A 23,657-nucleotide genomic window follows, 5' to 3' on the forward strand; every position below is an offset into this window, starting at 1 on the left:
GACTCTTCACACAGGGTTGAGTCTTGTTCGCAGCAAACAGAATTCATTACCTTCAGGATCGGCGAGAACGTGCCACGACTCCTGGCCGGTCTGACCGATCTGCACTCGTCGTGCGCCGAGGGTAAGAAGTCGCTCGAGTTCGGCGTCCTGTTCCCGGTCGGTTGCGCTCACGTCGATGTGCAAGCGAGGCTTCGACTTTTCGGGATTCTCGTTGCGACTGAGGATGATGGTCGGCTGCGACCCTCCGAACCCGTCGCGCGCACCGATCTCCACGGAACCGTCGTCCTCCCGGTCCAATACGACGAAGTCCAACACCTCACACCAGAACGTGGCCAAGGCCTCGGGATCGCGACATTCGAGCACGAGTTCACTGATTCGACATGCCATGGCGCGAATCTACACCTGGCACGGGGTCGAAAGTGCGTTGACGACCGACCTCCGCCAAAGACCTTTGTTTTCATCGGAATTGCCCGGGTATGCGCCCTGGATGGCCGAACACGCTACCGAACCCGCACCCACCGAAGCAGATCCCGACGATCCCCGTAAGGCGGATTCACCGGCGGATCTGACCAAGCCGTCGTGGATCTACGTACTGAAGAAGACCGCACGTGAGTTCTCCCGAGACCAGTGCACCGACCTCGCAGCCGCGCTGACCTACTACGCCGTGCTCTCGCTCTTCCCCGCGATTCTGGCCATCGTGTCGTTGCTGGGCGTATTCGGTCAAGGGCAGGCCACAGTCGACGGAGTACTGCAGATCGTCGGCGATCTCGGACCCCAATCGGCGGTCGACACCCTGCGTGAGCCCATCGAACAGCTCGTCCAGGCACCTACCGCGGGCGTCGCGTTGATCATCGGTATCGCCGGTGCGCTGTGGTCTGCGTCCGGCTACGTCGGCGCATTCGGCCGCGCGATGAACCGCATGTACGAGGTGGACGAGGGCAGGCCCATCTGGAAGCTGCGTCCGGTGATGCTCCTGGTCACGCTCGTCGCTCTCGTACTCATCGCACTCGCCGCCGTCATGCTGGCGATCAGTGGGCCCGTGGCGAAAGCAGTGGGCGACGCCGTCGGACTCGGCGATACCGCATTGACGATCTGGAACATCGCGCGCTGGCCGCTGGTGCTGATCGTTGTAGTGCTCGCCGTCGCGATTCTGTACTACGCAACACCGAATGTGCAGCAGCCCAAGTTCAAATGGATCAGTTCCGGTGCCGCCGTCGGCATCATCGTGTGGATTCTGGCCACCGTCGCGTTCGGTTTCTACGTCGCGAACTTCTCCAGCTACAACAAGACCTACGGCTCACTCGCTGGAGCCATCGTGTTCCTGTTGTGGCTCTGGATCACCAACTTGGCCTTGCTGTTCGGAGCCGAGCTGGACTCCGAACTCGAACGTGGTCGTCAACTCCAAGCAGGCATCGTCGCCGAGAAGCGATTGCAACTGCCGCCCCGGGACACCCGCGTGTCGGACAAGAACGACGAGAAGGATGCGCAGGCCGTCGAGCAGGGCCGCCGGCTGCGGGAGGAACACAACCCGGAACAGTGAGCTCGGCGGCAGGGCTAGACTTCGCGACGCCGTGCCCGACCACCTTTGGAGTCTCCACATGCCCAAGCTGAAGACCGTCAGCGAATTCACCGGCAAATGGTTTGCCCTGATCGTCGTTGCGGCGGGCGCTCTGGCCCTGATCACCCCCGACACGTTCAGTGGCGGCACACCGGCAGTTCCGTGGTTGTTGTCGGTCATCATGCTCGGCATGGGAATGACGTTGCGGCTCTCCGACTTTGCCGTAGTGGCCCGTCGACCATGGGCACTGCTACTCGGCGTTGCCGCGCAGTTCATCGCGATGCCCCTACTCGGACTGGGCATTGCCAACGTGCTCGGGCTCTCCGCTGCGCTCACTGCCGGAATGGTGTTGGTCGGATCTGCCCCGGGCGGTACCGCGTCCAATGTGATGGTCTACCTGGCCAAAGGTGACACCGCACTGTCGGTGGCGATGACCTCGGTGTCGACCTTGCTCGCACCGATACTCACGCCTCTGCTGGTGCTGTGGCTCGCCGGTGAGTATCTGCCGGTCGACGCAGGTGGACTGTTCGTATCGATCCTGCAAATAGTTCTGGTACCCGTCGTACTCGGAGTTGTACTGCGCCTGCTGTTTCCGAAGATCATCGACCGCATGCTCGATGCCTTGCCCCTGATCTCGGTCGCCGGAATCACCGCCGTCGTCGTCCTCGTCGTGGCCGCCAGCGCGCCGACGCTGCTCTCGATCGGTGCCCTCATCGTCGTGGCCGTCGTGCTGCACAATTCGCTCGGACTCGCCGTCGGCTACGGCATCGGCAAGGCGTGCGGACTCGATGTCGCCAGCCGGCGTGCCATCAGTATCGAAGTGGGAATGCAGAACTCAGGGTTGGCGGCGGCATTGGCATCGGTGCATTTCAGTCCCGCAGCAGCTCTGCCTGCAGCCATCTTCTCGGTGTGGCACAACGTGTCCGGATCACTTCTCGCCAGCTACTGGTCCCGGCGATCGATCGAACCGCGGCCGGCCGAGCGCGCACCGGAGTCGACACACACGACGACCGAGTAGGGCCTGCACGCTGGATTACACACAGAATCCGGTGTAGCTGACCGCGCTGAGCGCGGTGAGCTGCACCGGATTTTTCAGTTCTGCTCCGCGGAATTCCCTTACGCAGGTTCAGTGCCATCGGCGTAGATTCCTTGCGTTATGTGCACTCGCTATGCAATATTTGCGTCACGCTCAGCGTCCGCCGAGCTCAACGTCGAGGAGGCCCCATGATCACAGTGACCAGTGCCGCGGGTGGTGTCGGCCGCTTGCTCGTTCGACAGCTCGCCACGCAGAAAGTGCCGGTTCGGGCGGTAGTCAAGAACACAGCGCAAGCGGAGACCACCCGCAAGGACGGAGCGACCGAGGTCGTCGTCGGTGACCTCCGGTCTCAGGACACGCTCCATACCGCCCTGGCGGGGACCGACATCCTTTACCACGCTGCACCGACGCAGATCATCGACGAAAAGCCGATCATCGATCACCTGATTGCAGTGGGACCGGCAAGCGGGTTGAAGCACATAGTTTTCCATTCCGTAATCCACCCGAACCTGCATCAACTGACGCACCATCACCAAAAGGACATCGCCGAAGGGATGCTGCGAGACAGTGGAATTCCCACTACGGTGCTCAGGCCGTCGCACTACATGCAGAACTACTTGGAAGTGTGGGAATTTCTGCAGGCCGGAGTGATGCCCTACCCGGTGTCACCGGACAGCGTCATGGGCGTTGTCGATGTAGCCGACGTCGCCGAAGCGGCCGCGAACATCCTGATAGACCCATCGCCGCACACGGGTCGCGTCTACGACCTGTCCACCGTCGAGCTCACGCGTCACGAGATGGCAGAGATCTGGTCCGATGTGCTCGGCCACAAGGTAACTGCCATTCGGATCCCGCCGTCGTCGCTGACGAACTCACTGACGGTGCTGCCTGCGCTCGCCTCGGTCGTCGGACACGCGTTGCTCTCGACGAAACTGAAGTCTGTCGGCCACCTCGTTCGTGGTGCCCAGGCAGCGTCCAATCCGCGTGACATGAAGAACTGGCCCGCCGACGCACGCACGGCATACCGCACGATGATGACCCACTACGACGGCCACGGCCTACCGGCAGGAGACCTGAAAGTTCTCCCGACGCTGCTCGGCCACGCGCCCACGTCGTACGAACAGTTCGCACGACGCTCGGCCGCCGAGCTCGGGCGGTCGGATCGATGATCCGCCGAGGCCCTCACTACCGTCCCGGCCGGTCGTTGGTCACCGGCGCGAGTTCCGGAATCGGTGCCGAGTTCGCCCGGGCGCTGGCCGCACGAGGGTCCGATCTCGTACTCGTCGCACGGCGAGAAGACCGACTGACCGCTCTGGCAAAGGAGCTCGAGCAGGCATACGGAATCCATTGCCGCACAGTGGCCTGGGACCTGTCGGAAAAATCGAGTGGCCGCCTCTTGCGTGAATTGGTGCCCGAGCAGATCGATCTCGTCGTCAACAATGCGGGGTTCGCCGTACAGGGACCCTTCGCAGACGGCAATGCCGATGACTTCGAACGTCTTGTCGCCGTCGACATCCGCGCTGTCGTGGACATCTGCTCGGCGTTCCTCCCGGACATGATCGACCGCAGGGACGGGAACATCGTCAACGTGGCCAGCACGACTGCTTTCCAGCCCGTACCGTCGCTCGCTGTGTACGCGGCCGCCAAAGCCTTCGTCCTGAGCTTCAGTCAGTCCCTGTGGTACGAATCGGCACAGAACGGAGTCAGAGTGTTCGCACTCAACCCTGGCCCGACCCGCACCGAATTCTTCGATGTCATCGGAAACTCCGCCGCAGCGACCGGTACCTACCAAACACCGAACGAGGTCGTGGCCACTGCAATGCGCGCACTCGATGCGAAAAGATCTCGACCGCAGGTGATCTCGGGCCGGCGAAACACCGTTCAAGCCATCGCGGCGGGTCTCGTCCCCGCGCGGATTCTCTTGCCCGCCCTCGATCGCATGCTTCGCTAGTTCGACTCCGAACGCGACATTTTCCCGACTTTCCCACCGAAATGTAGTGTCACGAACATGGCCAGGGTCTCCAGATTCACACTCGCCGATCGGCAGGCAGCGGTAGCGCGCGCCTTCGGTGGTGCCGAAACCCCAGCGGCCGTAGCGACGTCGCTGGGCATCCACACCACTACGCTCTATCGCTGGGCCGGGTCGTCGCCCACCGACGATCCAGGGCCCGCACCGGCCAGACTGGTCGAGGCCACCCAGGAACTGCTGCGTCACGACGACTACGCAGACATCACGATCGAAACCGTCGCTGCTCGCTGCGGTCTCGCACCGAGAACCGCATATCACCACTTCCCCACCAAACGTGAGCTCTTCCAAGCCGCAGTCGACGACGCCGCTAGCGTGCTGATAGACCGTATTCACGACAGGTCGGTTGCGACCACGTGGCCGGACACCCCACTCGAGCAATTGCAGACATTTCTTCGCATCGCGGCCGCGAGCATCTACGACACCCCGCGTACCCATGTGCTGTTCCGCAATCTCGGAGTACCGAGATCCGAGGGCTCGGCAGAACGCTGGCACGACAGTTTCGTCGACGCGATCGCCCAGCTACTGAGTGCCGCCGCAGAGGCCGGTCAAATCGACCGCGACACAGACATCGTCGCTGCCGCCCACCTGATCACCGGTGCGATGCGAGGGATACACAGAGCAGTATTCGAGGGCGCGGACGCTGGCACTGCGTTGAGCCTGGTCGAGAGAGTTCACTTGTTGGTCCCACCGCGCTGACATTCGGTGTGGGCCGATGCCGCGTGGAGCCCATAATACCGCTCGACGTGCGAGAATTGTCCGGTCCACGAGCAGGCCGTTCGACAAAGTTGGGGAGCATCATGACCGGTCCGGTTACCCAAGGAAGCGCGATGAAGCGGCGCAATCCCGTTGTCGTCTGGATCCTGTTGCCGCTCATCACTCTCGGCATCTACCACTTCGTCTGGTACTACCTCATTCACCGCGAGATGGCAGACTTCGACCGTCTGAAGGTCAACGCACCCGTCGCCGGGCCACTGCTGGTTCTACTGCTGCTCGGCTGGACGATCATCGCGCCGCTGATCAGCTACTACAACACCGGAAACCGCATCGCCGACGCCCAACGTGCGGCCGGCCTCCAGCCGACGTGCAGCTCGATCGTCGGGCTTCTACTCACGTTCGTGTTCGGCTTGCAGAGCCTCTACTACCAGCTGGAACTGAACAAGATCACGGCGCGATACAACGACGCCGCACCGGGAACCGTTGTGCCGCTTGCGGTGTGACGATCGAGATCAACACTGACGAAACGTACCAATGCCTTCCCTCCACCATGCTCCGCTTGCCGGCGTAGAGCCGAGCACGCTGTACCGAATCATGGCGCTTCGCGTTGCAGTGTTCGTGCACGAGCAGAAGATCGTCGATGAGGTCGAACTCGACGGCGCAGACCTACTGGCGACAACGGAGTTGTTCTGGATACAGGACGAACACGGAGAGGTCTTGGCTACCCTCCGCGTCCTCGTCGAGGACACGGTCCACATCGGCCGCGTCGCGACCGCGGTCGAGGGGCGTGGCCGCGGCTATGCCGGCGAACTCGTCGAGGCGGCACTGAAGGCATACCCCGGGGTGGTCGAGATCTCCGCGCAAGCACATCTCGAAAAGTGGTATGGGCGCTTCGGATTCGTTCGGGTGGGGGAGGACTACCTGGAAGCCGGGATCTCGCACGTGAAGATGCTGACCCGCGCCGGTTGAGTCACGGCCGACTCCTCGGGTGCGAGGCCGCGACGATGGATCCCCCGAGCACCAGTGCATTACCGACCAGAATGCCCGTCACCCCGAACGGCCCGGCGATGGCACCGACCGTCAGTGGGATGAGAATCTGTGCCGATCTGTTGGCCGACATCCGCAGTCCCAAAGCCTCCCCCTGCGTGGATTTCGGGACGATCGACACCACCCACGACATGGTCAGTGGCTGCGGAATACCCAACGCGATTCCGAGTGCGATCATGACTCCGATGGCTCCGACTGCCTGCACGAACGGCAGCACTGCGAGAGCGATCGCGCCCGCCGCCAGCGAAACATTGAGCAGCACAGTGCGACCGAACTTCGCATCGAGTCTGCCGAGGCCTACTCGGCTGACCACCGACACACCGGCACGCAACGCCAGCAGCCACCCCACCGTCGTCACCGACACCCCACGCTCGACGGCCCACGCCGGCACGAAGGCGTAGAGCAGATCGACCGTCACCAGCACTGCGCCGCTGACCGTCAACGACTGCCACATGCCCGGCAGCTTCAGCAATTTCAACCCCGATGCTTCCCCCTCGGCAGGTTGCTGCGCGCGAATGTGGTTGCGGCCGAGCATCAAGAACAGTGCGGTGGGGAGAGCTACCGCGGTGAACGCACCGGCAGTGAGGATGCCTGCCGTCGTGTTCGGACTCTCGACGCTCGCGCCGCCGAATCTCGACGCGACGGCCGTCACCGCGAGCGGACCGACCAACTGACCCATCGACGCGGCGGCAGTCAATGCGCCGAAGGCACTTTCGTTCTTGCCGTCGACGTGGACGTGTGCGACGAACGCCTGCTGCCCGATCATGATGAGCAGATTGCCCAGACCGAACGCGGCCGTGCACGCGAGCAAGGCCCACATTGCCGAAAACGCAACGAGTACACCGGTTGCGATCGAGCACAGAACGATTCCCGATACGATCACCACCGGACCGCCGAACCTGTCGGCGATGCGTCCGATCGGCAGAGCCGCCAATACTGCGGGCGCAGCGAACAGTGCCGCGATCACCGCAAGCGTTCGAGTGTCGGCACCCTCGGCGATCGCCCGATAACCGATCATCAACCGCACCCCGACCCACCCGGCCTGCGCAGTCGTCGCCTGAACGGTCAGAGCAATGGAATCACGAGAAGCCATCAGCGCAAGGGAATTTCGTCGGTTCCTCCGACCAACCTCGATACGTCGTTGATGTCGTCGCGCACCGCCCCGTACCGATCGGGATCGAGGTGGAAGATTGCCAACTGCAGTGCGTAAGCAATGGCAATGGGAATGATGAGAGTGTTGTACTCGGAATCGTCTCCGCGTTGCGCGACGAGGAGATGCGTCGGCGCGGGCCTGAAGTGATAACCCGGCGCATCGCTGATCAGAATCGACGTGCCGCCGCGTCGTTCCGCTTCACGGACCAGAGCAGGCAGCTGAGACGGCGCCTCGCGCAGCGCAAATGCAATAAGGATGGAGTCCTCGGTGAAGCTGACGAACCGCTCGGCGAGGTCCTTTCCCCCGAGACCGAGCTCGACGACGACAAGACCGAGTCGGCGGAGACGACGGGCCAGCATATCCAGGGCCGGGCGTTCGTCGGCCTTGGAGAACAGGTAGACCACCCGCGCCCGATGAATGGAGGTCGCCACGTCCACCAGCTGCTCCTGCGGGATGAAGCTCGACAACCGCTCCAGTGCACGGGCCTCGTCGCGCGCGAAGACAGCCAGTTCGTGACCGGTATCGCTGCGCATCAGAGCCGATGCGGTCACGGGTTCGGGGTTGTCGCGTTCGAGATCTGCGCGCAAGTCCGGGAAGCCGCTGTATCCGAGCTTCTGCGCCAACCGCACGACGGTCGACTCGTGAGTTTGCGCGCGGGCCGCGACGGGAGCCGCTCGCAGACTCGACGGCTCCGGCTCGCCGAGAAGCACCGCAATGACACGTTTTTCGGACGCGCTCAGCGACTTTCCGCTGCTCGCCACCACTGTTCGGAAGCTCATACCCTCCACTTTCCACTGTGTCTGTTGACACACTCAACCACAATCCTGTAAACCTGTGCAAGATTGCAAGTGATCCACAGCACAGCAATCCGGCCGACCTTCTCAGGCCGCATCCGAACATATGTCAGAAAGGCGGCAGGCCGTGAAGGTACTGCTCGGCACACAACACACGATCGAATGGATCGTGCTCGGCGCGACCCTCGTCGTCGGCCTGGCGACGGTCACCATGGCAACCGGGTACGGCGTCACGGCCGACCCCGGCGTCGGGGCAGGCTTCCTGCCTTTGGTGGGCGGCCTCGGCATGATCCTCGGCGGTGCGATGTGGGCAATCCAGCTCGTCCGAGCACCGCGGACGAGCGCGCCCGAACCGGATCCCGAACTCGAGCCCGCTACCTCCGCAGCCGTCGCGTTCCTCTCCAGTGACAACGAGGAGGACGCCGACGAGGCCGAACTGCCCGACCGCGCAGGTTGGGTCAGAATCGGAGTGGTCGTTGCCGCGATCGCCGGAGCCGCACTGGTGCTGCCCACACTCGGCTACACACTGTCCATGGCGCTGATGCTCGCCGTCGTGTTGACGTTCGTCGGCAAGCGCACCCCGGTGGTCGCCGTCGGCGTCGCAGTGGCCACCACCTTGGCCACCCGGCTGGTGTTCGACGTCTGGCTCGGCACGGCACTGCCGGCTTCCTCCATTCCGTTCCTCGCTGATTGGGGGTTGTGAGTCATGGGATTTCCCGATCTGATGGCAGGCTTCGTCAACGTCCTGACTCCGACGCATCTGCTGTTCGCACTCCTCGGCTGCGTGCTCGGCATGCTCGTCGGTGTCCTCCCCGGGTTCGGCCCCGCCGCCGCGGTATCACTGCTGATCCCGATCACCTTCGGACTCGACGCCACCACAGCGCTGATCATGCTCGCCGCCATCCTGTACGGCGCAGCGTTCGGCGGCACCGTCACCGCTGTGCTGCTGCGCATTCCGGGTGAGGCGTCGTCCATCGCCACCACGCTCGACGGCTACGAGATGGCCAAGAGTGGACGCGGCGGACCCGCTCTCGTCGTCGCTGCACTCGCGTCGTTCGTCGGCGGACTGGTCGGCGTCATCGGATTCGTCGTCGTCGCCCCGTTCAGCCGATTCGCACTCGAATTCGGCGCTCCGGAACTGTTTCTGGTCGCACTGCTCGGCATGGCCCTGATCACCAGCTTCTCGGGCAACAACCCCGCGAAGGCACTGATCAGCGTGGGACTCGGCCTGGCGATCGCGTCGGTGGGCATCGATTCCGGCCAAGGCGTCCAGCGATTCACGTTCGGCATGCCGGAACTGTTCGACGGCGTCGCACTCGTGGCCGTCGTGATGGGCTGCTTCGGCCTCACCGAAATCCTCATCCAGGCCCGCTCGGCGGGAGGTGCCGGCCGACGACCACTCGCCGTCGGCAAGCTGCTGCCCACCAAGACCGACATCACCAGGTCTGCAGGCCCGACGATGCGCGGATCGGTCATCGGCTTCTTCATGGGCCTGCTTCCCGGATCTCCGGGTGCCGCAACCTCATTGGCGTCCTACGCGATGGAGAAGAAGCTCACCAAACGTCCTGGGCAATTCGGCAAGGGCGCCGTCGAGGGTGTCGCCGGACCGGAATCGGCCAACAACGCGCTCGCGCTGTCGTCGATGATTCCACTGTTCACCCTCGGTATCCCTACCTCCGCCACCGTCGCCATCATGGCCAGCGCCTTCACCATCAACGGTCTGATCCCCGGCCCACTGTTGTTCCGCGACAACCCCGAGGTCGCCTGGACCATCATCGCCAGCTTCCTCGTCGGCAACATCATTCTGCTGATCCTCAACGTGCCACTGGTTCGTCTGTGGATCGCGGTACTGAAGATTCCGTTCCACTACCTGATGGCGATGATCCTGGCCTTCATGTTCCTGGGCGTCTACAGCATCAACGGCAGCGTCTTCGACATCTTCATCATGCTCGGTGCAGGCGTCATCGGATACCTGTTCCACCTCACCAAGATTCCGCTCACACCCCTCGTCCTCGCGCTGATCCTCGGACCATTGCTGGAAGAGAACTTTCAACGCTCACTGTCACTGTCCCGCGGTGACTACGGAGTCTTCGTCGAAGGCCCCATCAACAAGGTTCTTCTGCTCGTCTTCATCGCAGCCGTTCTGTTCGGAATGCTGCGCCCCGTCCTGGCTCGCATCCTCTCCCGCCGCGCCACCGCGAACCACCCCATCAAGGAGCCCGTCTCATGAGAAAACTGCCCATCCTCGTCGCGGCCATCTCCACCGCCGCACTCATTGCCGGTTGCAGCGGGGGCACAACCGATTCAGGAGCACCGTTCCCACGTGACGGTGCCACTGTCGAATGGGTCGTCCCGTCCGCCGCAGGCGCAGGCAACGACATCCTGGCCCGCATCATGGCACCGGCCATGGAAGCCGAGCTGGGAGTCCCGGTCAAAGTGGTCAACAAAGAAGGCGGCAGCCAGGTCGTCGGACTGAACTACCTGGCAAACGCCGAGCCGGACGGCGAGACCATCGGCTTCACCAACATCCCGTCGATCCTCGGGCGATACCTGGACCCGAGCAAGAAGGCCGGCTTCGATCGTGAAAGCTTTTCGCCCATCGGGTCGTTCGCGTCCAACGGCATCGTGATCGGGGTCAACAAGTCCAGCCCCTACGCGAACATCGGCGAACTGTTCGATGCAGTGAAGGCCAACCCGGGCACCATCACGGTAGGCACCGATTCCCGTGCGGGCGACGACCACGTCAACCTGCGCACCCTCGAAGACACTCTGGGCCTGGACTTCAACATCGTTCACTACAACAGTGGTGCAGACAAGATCTCGGCACTGGTCTCCGGCGAAACCGACTTCGCCCTCGGCGGAGTGTCCAGCTTCTACGGCCAGTTCGCCTCGGGTGAGGTGAACATCCTCTCGGTTCTCACCGAGGAACGGAACAAGCTCATCCCCGACGTCCCGACGTTGGCGAGCGAGGGATACGACGCCCCGTTCATGACCAACAACTTCGCCATCAGCGCCCCCGCAGGCACCCCGGACGCGACTATGACCACGCTGCAGAACGCCCTCGAGACCGCGCTGGCCGACCCGACCGTGGCCGAGAAGCTGACCGGCGCAGCGACACAACCCGATTGGGTCTCCGGGGCCGACGTCGAAACCCTGTGGGAACAGCGTGAAACCGAGATCGAGCCGATCATCGCCGAACTGCTCGCCGACCAGCAATAAGTCACCCGAAAGGCATTGATCTCATGAGTACCGAAACCTATTCCGCCACTGCCGTATCCGACGACATGATCGAACGCTTCTCTCGAGTGCCCGCAGCCAACGTAGGCGATGCCCAGGAGCGTTTCGGGATCATCGCCGGTCTCCGACCGATTTGGGCCGGAGCAGCAGTGACCGGCCGGGCCTACACCGTCTGGACCCGGTCAGGCGACAACCTCTACATTCACAAAGCTCTCGACGACGCCCGCCCCGGTGACGTCATCGTGGTCAACGGCTCGGGCGACGACACCCGCGCCCTCATCGGTGATCTCATCGGGATCCGCGCCAAATCACTGGGCATTGCGGGGTTCGTCATCGACGGTGCCATACGCGACGCCGACGCATTGGCCGAGTTGGGCCTGCCCGTGTTCGCCCGCAGTGTCACCCCGGCAGGACCGTACAAGAACGGGCCGGGCCGGCTCAACGAGCCGGTGGCGCTCGGAGGCGTCGTCGTATCTCCCGGTGACGTCATCGTCGCCGACGCCGACGGCGTGGTCGTCGTGAAGAGCTCCGATGTGGACGTCGTCATCGTCGCTGCCGAGGAAGTAGTGGCACGTGAGGCGTCGAAACGAGAGAGCTTCTCGGCCCGCAGCCACTGAACACCGCCTCAGACGAGCAGATCCACCGCTGCAGGGCGACCGATTCGGTAGCCCTGCAGCAGATCCGCCCCGACCGACATCGCGGCCTCGAGATCGTCGTCGGTCTCGACACCCTCGAACACACATCGCGCGTCGGTCTTGCGCGCGAACTCGAGCACGAGTTCGGCCAATGCCAGCTTCGCCCGGTTCGCCCTCATCTCGTGGACGACGAAGGCATCGAGTTTGACGATCTCCGGTTCCAGCAGAACGAGGTGACGCATACCCGCGTACGCCGATCCCACATCGTCGACCGCCACGGCCACCCCGCCGCGTCTGAGATCGCCCAGTACAGCCACCACCGCATCCTCGTCGTCGAGCGCGGCATGCTCCGTTATCTCGACGACCAGAGGTCGTCGACGAGCGGCGTCGAGCAGCAGTTCGATCAGCGGCGTATCGACCAGTAGCGTTGCAGCGCTGAGATTCACAGCAACGAAGGAGTCGCAGGGTAGACGAGCGGACTCGTCCAAGGCCCGGACAGCCGCCGATCTGTCGAGAGCAGGCCCCAGCCCACAGTGCGCGGCATCGGCAAACCACGCTGCGGTGTCACCGCCGCCGGCCGGAAAGCGGGACAGGGCCTCGTATCCCTCGACGGATCCGTCACACGCGCGGACGATCGGTTGGAACACGACGTTCGGGCCACCGCTTGCGATCACGGCCTCGACCCGACGCCGCGCACGCAACAGCGTCGAGTGCAGCGGTGTCGAGGCACCTCTAGTCGACGACACGGGTCCACACGGGAATCACCGAACACCGCTGAGCAACCACCGCGATCAGTCCAGAGTGCATGCGGATACGGGAATGTCGGCGAACCGGTCCATCAAGAACGTGGCAGCCTCTCCGCCGTAACCGTCGATCAACTGCGGTCCGAAGTGGTTCGGCAACACAGCACCCTGCAGAATCGGCGGCAAGGTATTCGTGCGAAACTCGACCGCGGCACCTCGCCCGCACCAATCCTTTGCCAACTGCCGGGCCTGGCCGTACGGCACCGTGTCGTCGTTGAGTCCGCTGGTGATCATCACCGGTGCGTTCGGTGTACTGCGGCCGATACGCTGCTCGTCCAGGATTCGACCGGCCTCAGGAATGGTGCCCAGGTTCTCGAGCATCGATCTACCGTCGACGGTCAGCGATTCTGTCTTCAGGAAAGGGTATTTCAGAATCGTGTCGCCGATGCACTCCGTGGACAGGTCATCGAGCACCGCTTTGCCATGATCGGTGAGTCGCTCGTCGATGAGTGGCAGCAGACTCGAATCTCGCTCGACGAAGCCGTTGAGGGCATATCCGATCACACCGCCGATCAGCGTCCCGTCGACGGTCTTCAACACCTCGAGCAGATCAGCCGTCGGAGCCCCGGCCCACGTTCCCTTCACGTTCAGCTCGGGCGCGTACTCGCCGGCGAGTTCTGCAGCGGCGGCAGCAGCTCCCCCGCCCTGCGAGTAACCCCAGATGCCGATCGGTGCATTCGCGTCGCCGGCCAATTCTGTTGCCGCGCGGGCACCGTCGAGAACCGCGTGCGCCTCCTCCGCTCTGTTCACGTAGGTGTGCAGGCCGGGCGTCCCCAGCCCGATGTAATCGGTGACGAACACGTTCGCCCCCATGGACCCCCACAGCGTCGACGAGAGCAGTTCCTGATTGAACGAGATCGACAATGGTTGCGCCACAGCGTTGATCGAGGTGGGAAATGCTCTCGACGGCGCGCACTGATCGCCCTGCCCCACGGTTCCAGGGGCGACGACGATGGTCGGTCGTGGGCCCGCACCTCGCCACGGCACCTCGGTCTCGATGAATGTGCCCGACACTGCCACCGGCGCATCGTCCTGTGTTCGAGAGGTGTACAACACCCGTTGCGCCTGGGCCGGATACGAGCCGTCCGTACCCGGCAGTGCAGCGAACAACGACATCGGTTGCGTCCGAACGACGGATCCGGGGCTGTCGGCGAGCTGGGCAGGAGGGACGTAGAAATCGTCGACGACGTCGGCCTGCGCCGCAGAGGCCCCGAGTACGGTTACCGAGGACGCAAGCACAGCAGTTGCGATTACGCCGATCATGGTGCGATACAGATGCATTGGACTCTTTCTACCGAGGGGTCAGATAAATGCGCCGAGGTCGCGGGCGACGATGTTGTCCAGTGCCCGCTCTGCCAGTGCCGCGATCGTCATGGACGGGTTGCAAGCCGCGGTGTTGCCGGGCATCAACGCACCGTCCAGAACGTACAGTCCGCGCTGGCCCTGTACGCGGCCGTCGAGATCGCACACCGGACCCATGTTCGCCCCGCCCAACGCATGCCAGGTGGACGGGAACAACGCATTGGTATCGGTGAGGATGCTGCCCGAACCGGCGATGCGACGTACCGTCGGATCGATGGAGCCGTACTGAATGATGGAGTCGCCGTTGGCCGGCCAGTACAGCTGGGCTCGGTCGCGTGCGGAATCGTAGGCGAAGTGTCCGCGACCGTCACTGACTCCGTAGCCGACGAGCATCGTGCTGTGGGCATCCACGCCCAACGGCGGAATGGATGCCTGAATGACCGTGTGAGCTGTGCGCGGGTCGTCCCAGTTCAAGCTGCCGAACACCACCGGACCACCCTGCGGCGTACCGAACTGCTGCTCGATGCTCGACCACACGTAGATGCGATCTGCGTTGGTTCCCCAGCCCTGCCCGAGTTTGTCCGGTAGATCGGGAATGGATCCGGTGGCCCCGGCACGGACCAGTAGCTTGGTGGTGTTCAGGCTGCCGGCGGCCATGATCAACGCGCCGGTGGTGAGGATCTTGTTCTCCAACACCGTTCCGTCGGAATCGATTCGGTCGACATGGACGGCCCAGCGACCATCGGCAGCACGCTCGATATGCGTGACGTTGTGTTGCGTCGCCACGGTGGCCAGACCCGTCGCCTCTGCAGCTGCAATGTAGGTGACGTCGACCGAGTGCTTGCCTCCGTTGTTCACTCCGAACGCGCCTGCACCGTTGGTGTACGACGGCTTCATCACCCCACGTGTTTCGTCGAGGGCGTAGTTCCAGTCGATCGGCATCGGAATCTTCGACACCGGCAGACCTGCCCGACGCGCACTGTCTGCGAACACCCGTGCCGCTTGGTAATTGGGCGTGGCGATCAACTCGTCCGGAGCTTGCTCGAGCTGCAGCATCCGCGCGACGCGGGGGTAGTGGACCGCGTTCAACGTGGCCCAGTCGAGGTCGACCGGAAAGTGAGTCTCGAACACGGCCTGCGAGGGCTGCAACGTCATTCCCTGGTAGATCAGGGACCCGCCGCCCACTCCGGCAGCGCACAGCGCAGTCATGTTCTCGCCGGAGACTGCCTCGAGCAAGCCAACGTACGGATCGAACGGAACCGGCCTACCGAATAGATTGGGGCTCGAGCCATACCACAGCATCCGCTTGTCCGGCGCGGTCGCGTTGGGGAAGGTATCGGCATTCGGCCCTGTGGGCCAACGCCTTCCGCGCTCGAGGACCAGAACGGGAACACCGGCCTCGGCCAGGCGCAACGCGGCGACACCGCCCCCGAACCCCGATCCGATGACGATTACGCGATGGTCCTCGCGGGTGAGCGGAATCCGGGTCCTGGCGCGGGTGCCCGCATGGGCTACGCCGGTCCCCGCCACTACAGCCAGACCGGCAACCGCAGTAGCGCCCAGAAATGACCGACGGTTCAGATTCGACACGTTCCCCCCACGCTCGCTGACGTGCACGCATCGAGACTCGGGTCACATGTACGTGCGGAGCCAAACTAGACAGAGTGAGGCTTGGGTGTCAAGTTTTCGATGCTAAGCAAAGGGCAGGACCGGAATCAACCACCGTTCGAGGTAGCGCCGCAAACCGTCGTCGTCGTGAATGGACGGGTCGTCGAACAGGATCACCGACAGCCCCACCCGCACGATGACGCCGTCGATGCCGTGGAACTGCGTGGAATCGAAGCCCGGATTGCGTGCGATGTACCCGTCGAGAAACTGGCGAACCACCGGCTGCGCGCGATCCATCATGTCCGCGTCGAACAGTGGGTTCGCGTTGCCCGAGCGCAACAACGAGTTCAGAACAGGTTCGCGCCGAATGAGATTGCGCGCAGCGACCACGGTCTCGACGATGAATTCCGTCGGAGTCTCGGCCTGATCGGCCTTATCCCTGATACCTCCCAACACGTCGACGATCAGTCCCACCATCGCCTCGGAGACCATGTCCTCACGAGTGGTGAAGATCGAATACACCGTCTGCCGCGTGACACCCGCAGCACGCGCCGCAGCCGCGATCGTGACACCCTCGAAGCCGCTCTCGGCGATCAACCCGAGGGTGGCATCGAGAATCTTCTGCTTGGACCGCACGGTCCGATTATGACGGTATTCGAGCGTTGCGGCCTCATCCGATGACGGGGCGGAGACGATAAGCTCGCACCTGTTCATCGAATGGGGGTTCACACGTGAGCGAGAAGACGACACCCGGGGCGACGCTGCGCATCATCACCGGCACCACCAGCGGAGACCTCGAAGCGGTCGAAGCCGACGGGTTGATCCACGCACGGGGAATCCCCTATGCCACCGCCACGCGATTTCGTAGACCCGAACCGCTCGACACCCCGGGGACGACGCGCGACGCCACCCGACGCGGCCCGGTGTGCATCCAAATGCCCTCCCGGCTCGACAATGTCACGGGCCCGATGGTCGACGGACTCGAACAGAGCGAGGACTGCCTCGTGTTGTCGGTGACCGCTCCCTCTGAGGCGGAGGGACTTCCGGTGATGGTGTGGCTGCACGGCGGCGGCTACGTCTCCGGCGGCGGGGAAGCCGAGAGATACGACGCCGACCACCTCGTTCGGGAGGGTGTCGTGGTGGTCAGTGTCACCTTCCGGCTCGGTGGATTCGGTTACCTGACCCCGAAAGGCTCAGGGGACAGCAACATCGGTGTGCAGGATCAGATCGCAGCACTGCGCTGGGTGTCGACCAACATCGCTCGATTCGGCGGTGACCCGCACAACGTGACGTTGTTCGGGCAGTCTGCGGGCGGCGATGCCGTCCTCGCGCTGATGGCGTGCGAGTCGGCCGCAGGGTTGTTCTCGAGGGCAATCGTGCAGAGCGCGCCTCTCGGGTTACGTTCGGGCCGTTCGGCTCTGTACGACACAGCCCGAAAGGCTTTCGCAGCGCACTTTCGTACCGACCCGGCCACCGCGCCCGCGTCGGATGTGCTCGATGCAGAGCGTGCCGTGACGCGTGCCGTGCGCAGGTTCGGTGCCGCAGGCGGAATGCCGTTCGGGCCGGTTGCTCACCTCGAGCCCCTGGCCGATGACCCCGACGCCGCCCTACGCAGAACTGCCCCTGGCGTCGAACTTCTGATCGGTCACACCAGAGACGATGCTTCACCGTTCGTGGACGTCGTATCGAACATGTTGTGGCTGAATAGGTTCGGTATCGTCAGTTCGGTACTGACCGCTCCGGTCGTCCGTCTCGTCACGAACCTGTTGTTCGGCGTCGACGGCATGGTGAAGATGTGGCACCGCGCCGGTGGTCAGGTCGCGTCGTACCGAATCGACTGGGCACCGAAGGGCGCACCGTTGGGAGCGTGCCACAGCATCGATTTGCCGTTGCTGTTCGGTGACGCGTGGTGGGACGCACCGATGTTGGCCGGCCATGCTCCGCCGGATGCCTTGGCCGCCAAAGTACGGCGGACATGGGCCGCGTTCGCCAGAGAAGGAGTGTCCGGGCTACCCGGACGCTCCATGGTGTTCTGACAGTCGTTCCGACATCTCGCCGTCGGCGTATTCTCAATTCGAGATGGGCACGAGGCGTAGGGGAAGTGCCGAGAATCTGTGGATAACGTTGTTCACGGCGATCCGGGGTGTTCCTGCCGATTCGATCCGATCTACGTGGCGCAGCAGAGCACGCAGTATCGCTTCGGTCTCCATTCGAGACAGCCCCTGGCCGGCGCAGCCGTGGACGCCGTATCCGAAGCCGACGTGCGCGGAGGCATCGCGGGTGATGTCGAACCGATCGGGTTCGTCCCACACCAGCTCGTCTCGATTCGCCGATGCGTACATCACGAGTAATTGCGACCCCACAGGCACCGGGACACCCCCGATGATCGAATCGGTCTCGGCGCGTCGGGCGAACGCCCGCAACGGAGACTCGATTCTGATCACCTCGTTGATCGCGTTGGGCAACAGTGCATCCGGGTCTCGCCGCAGCAGCTCCCATTGATCCGGGTTCTCGGCGAACAGCCACAGAGCTGCGGCGATCCCGCTCACCGTGGTGTCGATCGACGGCCCCAGATAGTCCATCAGGAAGGCAGGCAGATCGGCCGCGCGAAGGCGACCCGCATCGATGTGCTCGATCATCTCCTCGGCAATGCTTCCCGGAACCACGTCACGTCTACGGGCGAGGCTGTGCACGAAATACAGCATCCGCAGGCTGGCAACAGTGGACCTCACCGAGACACCGTTGAGCGGGCCGAGCATGTCGAAGATGGCCCCGGCCCATTTCACGAGCTCTTTCCTGCCACGCTGCGGCCAGCCGATCAGGTCCGGCACCACCGTCATCGGCAACTTCATCGCGATGTCCTCGACGCCATCGACGTAGCGGTCGGCCACCGCGGCGCGAACGACCTTGTCGGCGAACGCATCCACGTCCGCACGCATCGGACGCAACGCCCGCGGAGTGAGTCGATGCGCAGCCACCTTCCTCTGTGCGACGTGCGCATCGTCGTCGGACATCAAGAAACTGCGGTTGCCGACCCTGCGAGCAACGGGATTCATCGCGACGCTGCCCGACGAGCGGTATGTCGCATCGTCCGCCAACACCTGCTTGACCTCGGCGTAACGGGGTAGGGCATACATTCGTTGCTTCTCCAGCCACACCACCGGACCGAGTTCGCGCATTGCCCGGTAATGGGGATAGGGGTCCTCGATCGCCGAGACCGAGTACAAGTCCTCGGTGTAGACCGGGAGGCCGGTGGGTGTTCGCCGACGACCGAGGCGGGCCCTCGGTCGATCCTCCGGGCGGGAGCGGCCGGACCCGGAAGCGACCGGGCACTTCTGCACATCGGAAGTTCCATCGGATGACATCGACAAGTCCTTCGGTGTTCGGTGGGATCGATCCTCGGCAGCTATCGGTTCAACTGCAACTCGGCCAGTACCCCCGCCACCACGAAGCCTCCCGCAATGGCGCAGCCAGCCACTCGGGTGCGGCGCGGAAGGTACGCGGTCAAGGCGAATGCACCGGTGTCCCATACGTCGACGGCCACCCCGGCACGCAGCAGGGGGCGCACCAACTTCGGTGCGTACTTCGTGGCGGCGTACAGCCCACCACCGATATAGATCTCTCGAATCCCGAAGGTGCGTGCGGCAGCTCGCGTGGTCGCCACTGCGGCGTCGGGACCGGCGAGGAGTTCGTTGGCCCGCGTGGGGGCGATCATGTGGGCGACGCCGATTGCGGCGCGGCCCAACCCGACGATCTCGGGAAGGCGTCGTACGAGTGTGGAGCCAGTAGCCATGAATGCGTTCCTCAGGTAGTGGAGTGAGTGTTCTCGCGGGCCAGCCGCCGGAGCAGGCCGACGGGTTTCTTGATGCCGAAGGCCACGATGGTGGTACGGCCGTCGTCATGACTCCATTGCAGAAGGGCCGATCCCTCGTCCACGGACCCTTCGAGAACGGTCGGTTCTCCGTCGAGCGGAAGGGGGCCCACAACTTTGATGGACAGCCCGAGGATCTCGGTCCAGAAGTAGTCGTCGCTGGGTGCACACGCCGGGTCGAGGCCGAGCACGGACGCAGCCGCCACTTTGCCCTGCGCGACGGCGTTGGACCAGAACGGGGACCGACCGGACCCAGTTCGGGAGTAAGCAACGTCGCCTGCCGCGAACACGTCGGGAAGTGCTGTGGCGCAGCATTCGTCGACAGCGACACCCCGAGCATCAGCGATACCGGCGCCAGTCAGCCAACCGGCCTCGGGCACATCGCCTGCGCAGGTGACCACCACATCCGCCTCGAGGGTGCGACCCGCGCACTCGATCCCGCAGACGGGGCTGCCCACCAACGAGACCGGGCTGTCGGCACGGACAAACCGAACCGACGCCGCCTCGGCGCGGGCAGTGATCGCGTCGGACAGGTAGGGCCCCAGCAGCCGATGCAACGGGGGATCGACATCGACGACGGTCACCTCGATATCGCGAGCAATGCATGCACTCGCAACTTCCAAGCCGAGGAAGCCTGCCCCGACGACGACTGCTGTTCGAGCCGTGTCCAGTTTCGTACGCAGCGCCCGGACGTCGGCGAAGGTCCGCAACACGTTCTCGCCCGCTTGCTGCGGATCGGCTATCCGTCGGGCCGACGCCCCTGTCGCCACGATGAGGGCGTCATAGGGAACGTCGGTGCCATCGGCCGTTGTCACTGCGCGGCGATCGGTGTCGACCGATACAGCACGATCGCCGATCGAGGTGATACCGAGATCGGACAGATCCCACGTCTCGGCCTCGGCCACATCACCTTTGAGGACGTGCTTCGACAACGGCGGCCTGGCGTAGTAGCCGTCGGGGTCCGCACCGATCATGGTGAGCGCGCCATCGTGACCCCGCGCGCGGAGCTCACGGGCCGCGGTGCAGCCTGCGATGGAGTCACCGACGATGACGATCCGACGTTCAGCGGTGCTCACTTGCTCTCTCGGAGGGCCGCTACCGGACAGACGCCGATCGCAGAACGTGCCCCGGAAGCAAGGTCGTCCGGAATGTCGTTGTCGTCGAAGGCATAATGAAGCTCGCCCTCGTCATCGAGGCTGAAGACCTTCGGAGCTTGATCGGCACAGATTCCATGACCTTCACACCGATCCCAGTCGACGTCGATTCTCATTGCGGTGTCCCTTCTGCAGCCACCAATTTCAGCGGCAGGCGTTCGTATCGGTGAATGACGTTGTTGACGGCCCGTTTCGGTGTTCCCGAGGGGACGAATCGTTCGACCCTGCGCGCCAGTACCCGAAGCATGGTCTGCGCCTCGAGCCGAGCCAGACCCTGACCTGCACACCCGTGCACTCCGGATCCGAATCCGAGTTGCCGAGCGGCGTCACGGGTGACGTCGAATGCATCGGGGTTGTCCCACTCGCGTTCGTCCCGGTTTGCCGACGCGTAGATGACCAGCACGCGTGCACCTTTCGGGATTCGCGATCCATCGATCTCGATGTCGCGCACGGCCCGACGTGAGAACGCTCGGATGGGTGACTCGTATCGGACGACCTCGTTGACGGCGTTGGGGATCAGGTCCGGGTCCTGTCGGATGGCCTGCCACTGCTCGGGGTGGCGAGCGAACAGAGCGAGTGCGCCGGAGATCGCTCCGATCGTCGTATCGAGCGATGGGCCGAGGTAGTCGATCATCAATGCCGGACATGCGGACTTGCCGATCCTGTTCTCGTCGGCGGCTTTCAGCACGTCGTCGCCCATGCTCCCGGGGAGCACCGATCTCTGCCGCACCACCTTCTTGGAAAACGCGAGCATCTCGGTGGCGGCCTTCACGGCCGTGACGGAGTGACGATTGACGGGCCCGAGCGAGTCGAATGTTGCTCCAGCCCAGCGGAGAAGCTCCTCGCGACCGTCTTCGGGCCACCCCACGAGGTCGGGCACGACGGACATCGGCAACGCCGTGGCGAGATCGTCGACACCGTCGACGAACGTCTTGCTCAGAGCCGCATCGACGATGCTCTCCGCCTTCTCCTCCACTGCAGCCGACATCTTTCGCACGGCCTTCGGCGTCAAGCGGTGCGCGAGGACCGCACGCTTGGTCGCGTGCTCCTCACCGTCGCTGTTGAGCGTCGTGCCGCGTCCGAGCCTGTTGGCAACCGGATTGAGTGCGACTCCGTCGCCCGAAATGAAGGTCTCGTCGTCGAGCAGCACTGCCTTGCACTCTGCATAGCGTGAGATGGCGAACGCCTGCTGCCGTGGTAACCACACCACCGGGCCGAGCGCCCGGAGCCTCGCGTAATGCGGGTACGGATCGAGGATCGCATCGGTGGAGTAGATGTCGGTGCGGTAGTCCGGGATCGTTGCGTTCGTTGTCATGGGGTCCTTCGCCAGGAAGAGTAAGTTCGCGCTGCCCAAACGGGTTATTGACGATATCGTCACCCATGACACAGCCGCCCGTCAAGCTTTTTGACGAATTCGTCATGATTCGAACGCGATAGGCTACCCTCACGCACACCGCAGAGCAGGAGCAGACCGTGACCGAAGGCAACCGCGTCGAGCGCCGCAAGGCACGCACCAGAGCCGCGCTCGTCCGCGCAGCTCAAGGGCTTCTCGCCAGCGGAAACACCAACGCACCGGTCCTCGAGATCACACAGGCAGCCGACGTCAGCAACGGATCGTTCTACAACTACTTCGAGAGCAAGGAAGAGCTGTGGCAAGCGGCCATCGACTCCGCCCTCGAATCGGCAGGTGACTATCTCGACTCGCTCACCGTCGACCTGGACGACCCGGTCGAAAAGTTCACCCAGTCCTTTCGATTGTCCGGACGGCTCTTCCGCCTCGAACCGGAACTGAGTCGTGTCCTGCTCAACTCCGAGGCCGCGGCATTCGCCGCAGCCGGGGGCCTGGCCCCGCGTTCGCGTCGTGATATCGAATCAGCCGCCGCACAAGGACGATTCGATGTGGACGACGCGGATGTCGCACTCGCCATCGTGGCCGGTTCTCTGCTGTCGATGGGTCGACTGCTGCTCGCCCAACCCGAACGCGACGAAGCGGCAACCGTGGACGGCACGACACAGCGCGTTCTACGGGCACTCGGAATCTCTGCAGACGAAGCCGAAACCCTCTGCAGCCGAGAACTTCCGACGTCGTACAGCGGCGGAGTTCACGCAGCGATCGACCCCTCGGGCCAGCCGATCACATAGCCGACCAGAGTCAGTCGTCCACGGCCCTGAGCGCGACGCTCAGGGCCTCTTGCGCCGATATGTCCGCGTCGATCGCACTGCGCAACTCGGCATCGTCGAGGTCGACCGACAACGGGACATCGGTGTCGGACTGTCCACGTAGATCGGCCAGTACGTGCTCCCGATCCTTTGCTCGCCGATAGTCGGCAAGGGCCTCGTCCTGCTTCTCTCGTGCGGTGGCCACGACGTCAGGCCCGATGGTGTCGCGCCGGGACGTGTGCAGGCATCTCGACAGGCACCGGTGAGGCTCCGCGTTCGACCTTACGATCACTACCTCGCGTGCTCATCTTCATAAAGTTCTGCAGTTCGTCGTGGATAGGTGTGTCGGTCATGAGACTCGACCTTCTCGACCTACGATGCGCAGGTCGGTTCGGTTTCGCTGAACCATTGTGTGCGCTGAACGAGCGGCGTGACACCGACCCTACGGCCTTTCCTCCAACTCGGTCCACGCTGCGCCGAACATCGTCGACCGGAACTCCGTTGCTATCGACGAGCGAGGGGCTCGGAGTCTACTGTCGGTCACACGTCGACTAGG

At 63.7% G+C, this 23,657-nt stretch carries 26 protein-coding genes; 13 read left to right on the forward strand and 13 right to left on the reverse strand.

Features of this window, described 5'->3' with window-relative positions; translation table 11 throughout:
- Nucleotides 1–6: 6 nt before the first annotated feature.
- Nucleotides 7–387 (reverse strand): VOC family protein, encoded by a 381-nt coding sequence (locus CH294_RS06655; protein ID WP_094737420.1) that lies wholly within the window; start codon nucleotides 385–387, stop codon nucleotides 7–9.
- Nucleotides 388–487: 100 nt separating this feature from the next.
- Here CH294_RS06655 and CH294_RS06660 point away from each other — a divergent pair, with 100 nt between their 5' ends.
- The 7 genes from CH294_RS06660 (at nucleotide 488) to CH294_RS06690 (ending at nucleotide 6,306) form a co-directional block, all read left to right on the forward strand.
- Nucleotides 488–1,540, forward strand: coding sequence for a YihY/virulence factor BrkB family protein (locus CH294_RS06660; RefSeq protein WP_094737421.1), 1,053 nt, complete (start codon nucleotides 488–490; stop codon nucleotides 1,538–1,540).
- Between the two features lie 58 nt (nucleotides 1,541–1,598).
- Entirely contained in the window at nucleotides 1,599–2,576 is a 978-nt protein-coding gene (locus CH294_RS06665) for a bile acid:sodium symporter family protein (protein ID WP_094737422.1), read from the forward strand.
- Between the two features lie 206 nt (nucleotides 2,577–2,782).
- Nucleotides 2,783–3,763, forward strand: a complete 981-nt coding sequence (locus CH294_RS06670) for an NmrA family NAD(P)-binding protein (protein ID WP_094737423.1) — start codon at nucleotides 2,783–2,785, stop codon at nucleotides 3,761–3,763.
- Nucleotides 3,760–4,545, forward strand: a complete 786-nt coding sequence (locus tag CH294_RS06675) for an SDR family oxidoreductase (protein ID WP_094737424.1) — start codon at nucleotides 3,760–3,762, stop codon at nucleotides 4,543–4,545. The genes CH294_RS06670 and CH294_RS06675 overlap by 4 nt, the downstream gene beginning before the upstream one ends.
- A 57-nt stretch (nucleotides 4,546–4,602) precedes the next feature.
- Complete coding sequence (locus tag CH294_RS06680; protein WP_094703073.1) at nucleotides 4,603–5,319, forward strand: TetR family transcriptional regulator; 717 nt, start codon at nucleotides 4,603–4,605, stop codon at nucleotides 5,317–5,319.
- 101 nt (nucleotides 5,320–5,420) lie between these two features.
- Entirely contained in the window at nucleotides 5,421–5,840 is a 420-nt protein-coding gene (locus CH294_RS06685; RefSeq protein ID WP_094737425.1) for a DUF4234 domain-containing protein, read from the forward strand.
- A 31-nt stretch (nucleotides 5,841–5,871) separates the two neighbouring features.
- On the forward strand, nucleotides 5,872–6,306 hold the full coding sequence (locus CH294_RS06690; RefSeq protein ID WP_032405351.1) for a GNAT family N-acetyltransferase: 435 nt from the start codon (nucleotides 5,872–5,874) through the stop codon (nucleotides 6,304–6,306).
- Nucleotide 6,307: 1 nt separating this feature from the next.
- Here the strand turns inward: CH294_RS06690 and CH294_RS06695 are convergent, their stop codons facing one another.
- Both CH294_RS06695 and CH294_RS06700 read right to left on the reverse strand, forming a co-directional pair.
- On the reverse strand, nucleotides 6,308–7,477 hold the full coding sequence (locus CH294_RS06695; protein WP_052077912.1) for an MFS transporter: 1,170 nt from the start codon (nucleotides 7,475–7,477) through the stop codon (nucleotides 6,308–6,310).
- Nucleotides 7,477–8,316, reverse strand: a complete 840-nt coding sequence (locus CH294_RS06700; RefSeq protein ID WP_080739000.1) for a MurR/RpiR family transcriptional regulator — start codon at nucleotides 8,314–8,316, stop codon at nucleotides 7,477–7,479. The genes CH294_RS06695 and CH294_RS06700 overlap by 1 nt, the downstream gene beginning before the upstream one ends.
- A 142-nt stretch (nucleotides 8,317–8,458) precedes the next feature.
- On the opposite strand from CH294_RS06700, the gene CH294_RS06705 reads away from it, so the two are divergent.
- From CH294_RS06705 to CH294_RS06720, 4 genes are read left to right on the forward strand one after another with little or no spacing between them, the layout of a single operon-like run.
- Nucleotides 8,459–9,034 carry a tripartite tricarboxylate transporter TctB family protein gene (locus tag CH294_RS06705; protein WP_170944618.1) on the forward strand — a complete coding sequence of 192 codons (576 nt, stop codon included), beginning with the start codon at nucleotides 8,459–8,461 and terminating at the stop codon, nucleotides 9,032–9,034.
- 3 nt (nucleotides 9,035–9,037) lie between these two features.
- Nucleotides 9,038–10,561, forward strand: a complete 1,524-nt coding sequence (locus tag CH294_RS06710; protein ID WP_037147174.1) for a tripartite tricarboxylate transporter permease — start codon at nucleotides 9,038–9,040, stop codon at nucleotides 10,559–10,561.
- Nucleotides 10,558–11,550, forward strand: coding sequence for a tripartite tricarboxylate transporter substrate binding protein (locus CH294_RS06715; protein WP_094737427.1), 993 nt, complete (start codon nucleotides 10,558–10,560; stop codon nucleotides 11,548–11,550). Before CH294_RS06710 ends, CH294_RS06715 begins: the two co-directional genes overlap by 4 nt.
- A gap of 23 nt (nucleotides 11,551–11,573) precedes the next feature.
- Nucleotides 11,574–12,185 (forward strand): methyltransferase, encoded by a 612-nt coding sequence (locus CH294_RS06720; protein WP_094737428.1) that lies wholly within the window; start codon nucleotides 11,574–11,576, stop codon nucleotides 12,183–12,185.
- A gap of 8 nt (nucleotides 12,186–12,193) precedes the next feature.
- Here the strand turns inward: CH294_RS06720 and CH294_RS06725 are convergent, their stop codons facing one another.
- From CH294_RS06725 to CH294_RS06740, 4 genes are all read right to left on the reverse strand, one after another.
- Nucleotides 12,194–12,949, reverse strand: a complete 756-nt coding sequence (locus CH294_RS06725; protein ID WP_094737429.1) for an EAL domain-containing protein — start codon at nucleotides 12,947–12,949, stop codon at nucleotides 12,194–12,196.
- Nucleotides 12,950–12,994: 45 nt separating this feature from the next.
- Nucleotides 12,995–14,287 carry a lipase family protein gene (locus CH294_RS06730; protein ID WP_249305117.1) on the reverse strand — a complete coding sequence of 431 codons (1,293 nt, stop codon included), beginning with the start codon at nucleotides 14,285–14,287 and terminating at the stop codon, nucleotides 12,995–12,997.
- Nucleotides 14,288–14,308: 21 nt separating this feature from the next.
- Nucleotides 14,309–15,898 carry a GMC oxidoreductase gene (locus tag CH294_RS06735; protein WP_094737430.1) on the reverse strand — a complete coding sequence of 530 codons (1,590 nt, stop codon included), beginning with the start codon at nucleotides 15,896–15,898 and terminating at the stop codon, nucleotides 14,309–14,311.
- A 102-nt stretch (nucleotides 15,899–16,000) separates the two neighbouring features.
- On the reverse strand, nucleotides 16,001–16,552 hold the full coding sequence (locus CH294_RS06740) for a TetR/AcrR family transcriptional regulator (protein ID WP_032405343.1): 552 nt from the start codon (nucleotides 16,550–16,552) through the stop codon (nucleotides 16,001–16,003).
- A gap of 95 nt (nucleotides 16,553–16,647) precedes the next feature.
- Here CH294_RS06740 and CH294_RS06745 point away from each other — a divergent pair, with 95 nt between their 5' ends.
- A complete protein-coding gene (locus CH294_RS06745; RefSeq protein WP_249305119.1) occupies nucleotides 16,648–17,952 on the forward strand; it encodes a carboxylesterase family protein in 1,305 nt (434 codons plus the stop codon).
- Between the two features lie 33 nt (nucleotides 17,953–17,985).
- On the opposite strand, the gene CH294_RS06750 is transcribed toward CH294_RS06745, so the two are convergent.
- Genes CH294_RS06750 through CH294_RS06770 form a run of 5 tightly spaced genes read right to left on the reverse strand, consistent with a single transcriptional unit; the run spans nucleotide 17,986 to nucleotide 22,256 of the window.
- Nucleotides 17,986–19,281, reverse strand: coding sequence for a cytochrome P450 (locus tag CH294_RS06750; RefSeq protein ID WP_349290427.1), 1,296 nt, complete (start codon nucleotides 19,279–19,281; stop codon nucleotides 17,986–17,988).
- 41 nt (nucleotides 19,282–19,322) lie between these two features.
- Nucleotides 19,323–19,709 (reverse strand): hypothetical protein, encoded by a 387-nt coding sequence (locus CH294_RS06755; protein ID WP_094737431.1) that lies wholly within the window; start codon nucleotides 19,707–19,709, stop codon nucleotides 19,323–19,325.
- A gap of 11 nt (nucleotides 19,710–19,720) precedes the next feature.
- Nucleotides 19,721–20,863: an FAD-dependent oxidoreductase gene (locus tag CH294_RS06760; protein ID WP_094737432.1), complete on the reverse strand. Its 1,143-nt coding sequence runs from the start codon at nucleotides 20,861–20,863 to the stop codon at nucleotides 19,721–19,723.
- The gene (locus CH294_RS06765) at nucleotides 20,860–21,057 is read right to left on the reverse strand and encodes a ferredoxin (RefSeq protein ID WP_032405340.1); all 198 of its coding nucleotides are present in this window, start codon (nucleotides 21,055–21,057) and stop codon (nucleotides 20,860–20,862) included. Before CH294_RS06765 ends, CH294_RS06760 begins: the two co-directional genes overlap by 4 nt.
- Nucleotides 21,054–22,256: a cytochrome P450 gene (locus CH294_RS06770; protein WP_094737551.1), complete on the reverse strand. Its 1,203-nt coding sequence runs from the start codon at nucleotides 22,254–22,256 to the stop codon at nucleotides 21,054–21,056. Before CH294_RS06770 ends, CH294_RS06765 begins: the two co-directional genes overlap by 4 nt.
- A gap of 158 nt (nucleotides 22,257–22,414) precedes the next feature.
- On the opposite strand from CH294_RS06770, the gene CH294_RS06775 reads away from it, so the two are divergent.
- On the forward strand, nucleotides 22,415–23,083 hold the full coding sequence (locus CH294_RS06775; RefSeq protein WP_032405339.1) for a TetR/AcrR family transcriptional regulator: 669 nt from the start codon (nucleotides 22,415–22,417) through the stop codon (nucleotides 23,081–23,083).
- A 10-nt stretch (nucleotides 23,084–23,093) separates the two neighbouring features.
- Here CH294_RS06775 and CH294_RS06780 read toward each other — a convergent pair whose 3' ends face one another.
- Nucleotides 23,094–23,306, reverse strand: a complete 213-nt coding sequence (locus CH294_RS06780; protein WP_032405338.1) for a hypothetical protein — start codon at nucleotides 23,304–23,306, stop codon at nucleotides 23,094–23,096.
- Nucleotides 23,307–23,657: the final 351 nt, after the last annotated feature.

It is taken from the genome of Rhodococcus sp. 14-2483-1-1 (genome assembly GCF_002259335.1).
GTDB lineage: Bacteria > Actinomycetota > Actinomycetes > Mycobacteriales > Mycobacteriaceae > Rhodococcoides.

Coding starts and splice junctions, on each gene's coding strand:
- CH294_RS06655 (WP_094737420.1), bottom strand. CDS start 387: ATGGCATGTCGAATCAGTGAACTCGTGCTCGAATGTCGCGATCCCGAG.
- CH294_RS06660 (WP_094737421.1), top strand. CDS start 488: ATGGCCGAACACGCTACCGAACCCGCACCCACCGAAGCAGATCCCGAC.
- CH294_RS06665 (WP_094737422.1), top strand. CDS start 1,599: ATGCCCAAGCTGAAGACCGTCAGCGAATTCACCGGCAAATGGTTTGCC.
- CH294_RS06670 (WP_094737423.1), top strand. CDS start 2,783: ATGATCACAGTGACCAGTGCCGCGGGTGGTGTCGGCCGCTTGCTCGTT.
- CH294_RS06675 (WP_094737424.1), top strand. CDS start 3,760: ATGATCCGCCGAGGCCCTCACTACCGTCCCGGCCGGTCGTTGGTCACC.
- CH294_RS06680 (WP_094703073.1), top strand. CDS start 4,603: ATGGCCAGGGTCTCCAGATTCACACTCGCCGATCGGCAGGCAGCGGTA.
- CH294_RS06685 (WP_094737425.1), top strand. CDS start 5,421: ATGACCGGTCCGGTTACCCAAGGAAGCGCGATGAAGCGGCGCAATCCC.
- CH294_RS06690 (WP_032405351.1), top strand. CDS start 5,872: ATGCCTTCCCTCCACCATGCTCCGCTTGCCGGCGTAGAGCCGAGCACG.
- CH294_RS06695 (WP_052077912.1), bottom strand. CDS start 7,477: ATGGCTTCTCGTGATTCCATTGCTCTGACCGTTCAGGCGACGACTGCG.
- CH294_RS06700 (WP_080739000.1), bottom strand. CDS start 8,316: ATGAGCTTCCGAACAGTGGTGGCGAGCAGCGGAAAGTCGCTGAGCGCG.
- CH294_RS06710 (WP_037147174.1), top strand. CDS start 9,038: ATGGGATTTCCCGATCTGATGGCAGGCTTCGTCAACGTCCTGACTCCG.
- CH294_RS06715 (WP_094737427.1), top strand. CDS start 10,558: ATGAGAAAACTGCCCATCCTCGTCGCGGCCATCTCCACCGCCGCACTC.
- CH294_RS06720 (WP_094737428.1), top strand. CDS start 11,574: ATGAGTACCGAAACCTATTCCGCCACTGCCGTATCCGACGACATGATC.
- CH294_RS06730 (WP_249305117.1), bottom strand. CDS start 14,287: ATGCATCTGTATCGCACCATGATCGGCGTAATCGCAACTGCTGTGCTT.
- CH294_RS06750 (WP_349290427.1), bottom strand. CDS start 19,281: ATGTCATCCGATGGAACTTCCGATGTGCAGAAGTGCCCGGTCGCTTCC.
- CH294_RS06755 (WP_094737431.1), bottom strand. CDS start 19,709: ATGGCTACTGGCTCCACACTCGTACGACGCCTTCCCGAGATCGTCGGG.
- CH294_RS06765 (WP_032405340.1), bottom strand. CDS start 21,057: ATGAGAATCGACGTCGACTGGGATCGGTGTGAAGGTCATGGAATCTGT.
- CH294_RS06770 (WP_094737551.1), bottom strand. CDS start 22,256: ATGACAACGAACGCAACGATCCCGGACTACCGCACCGACATCTACTCC.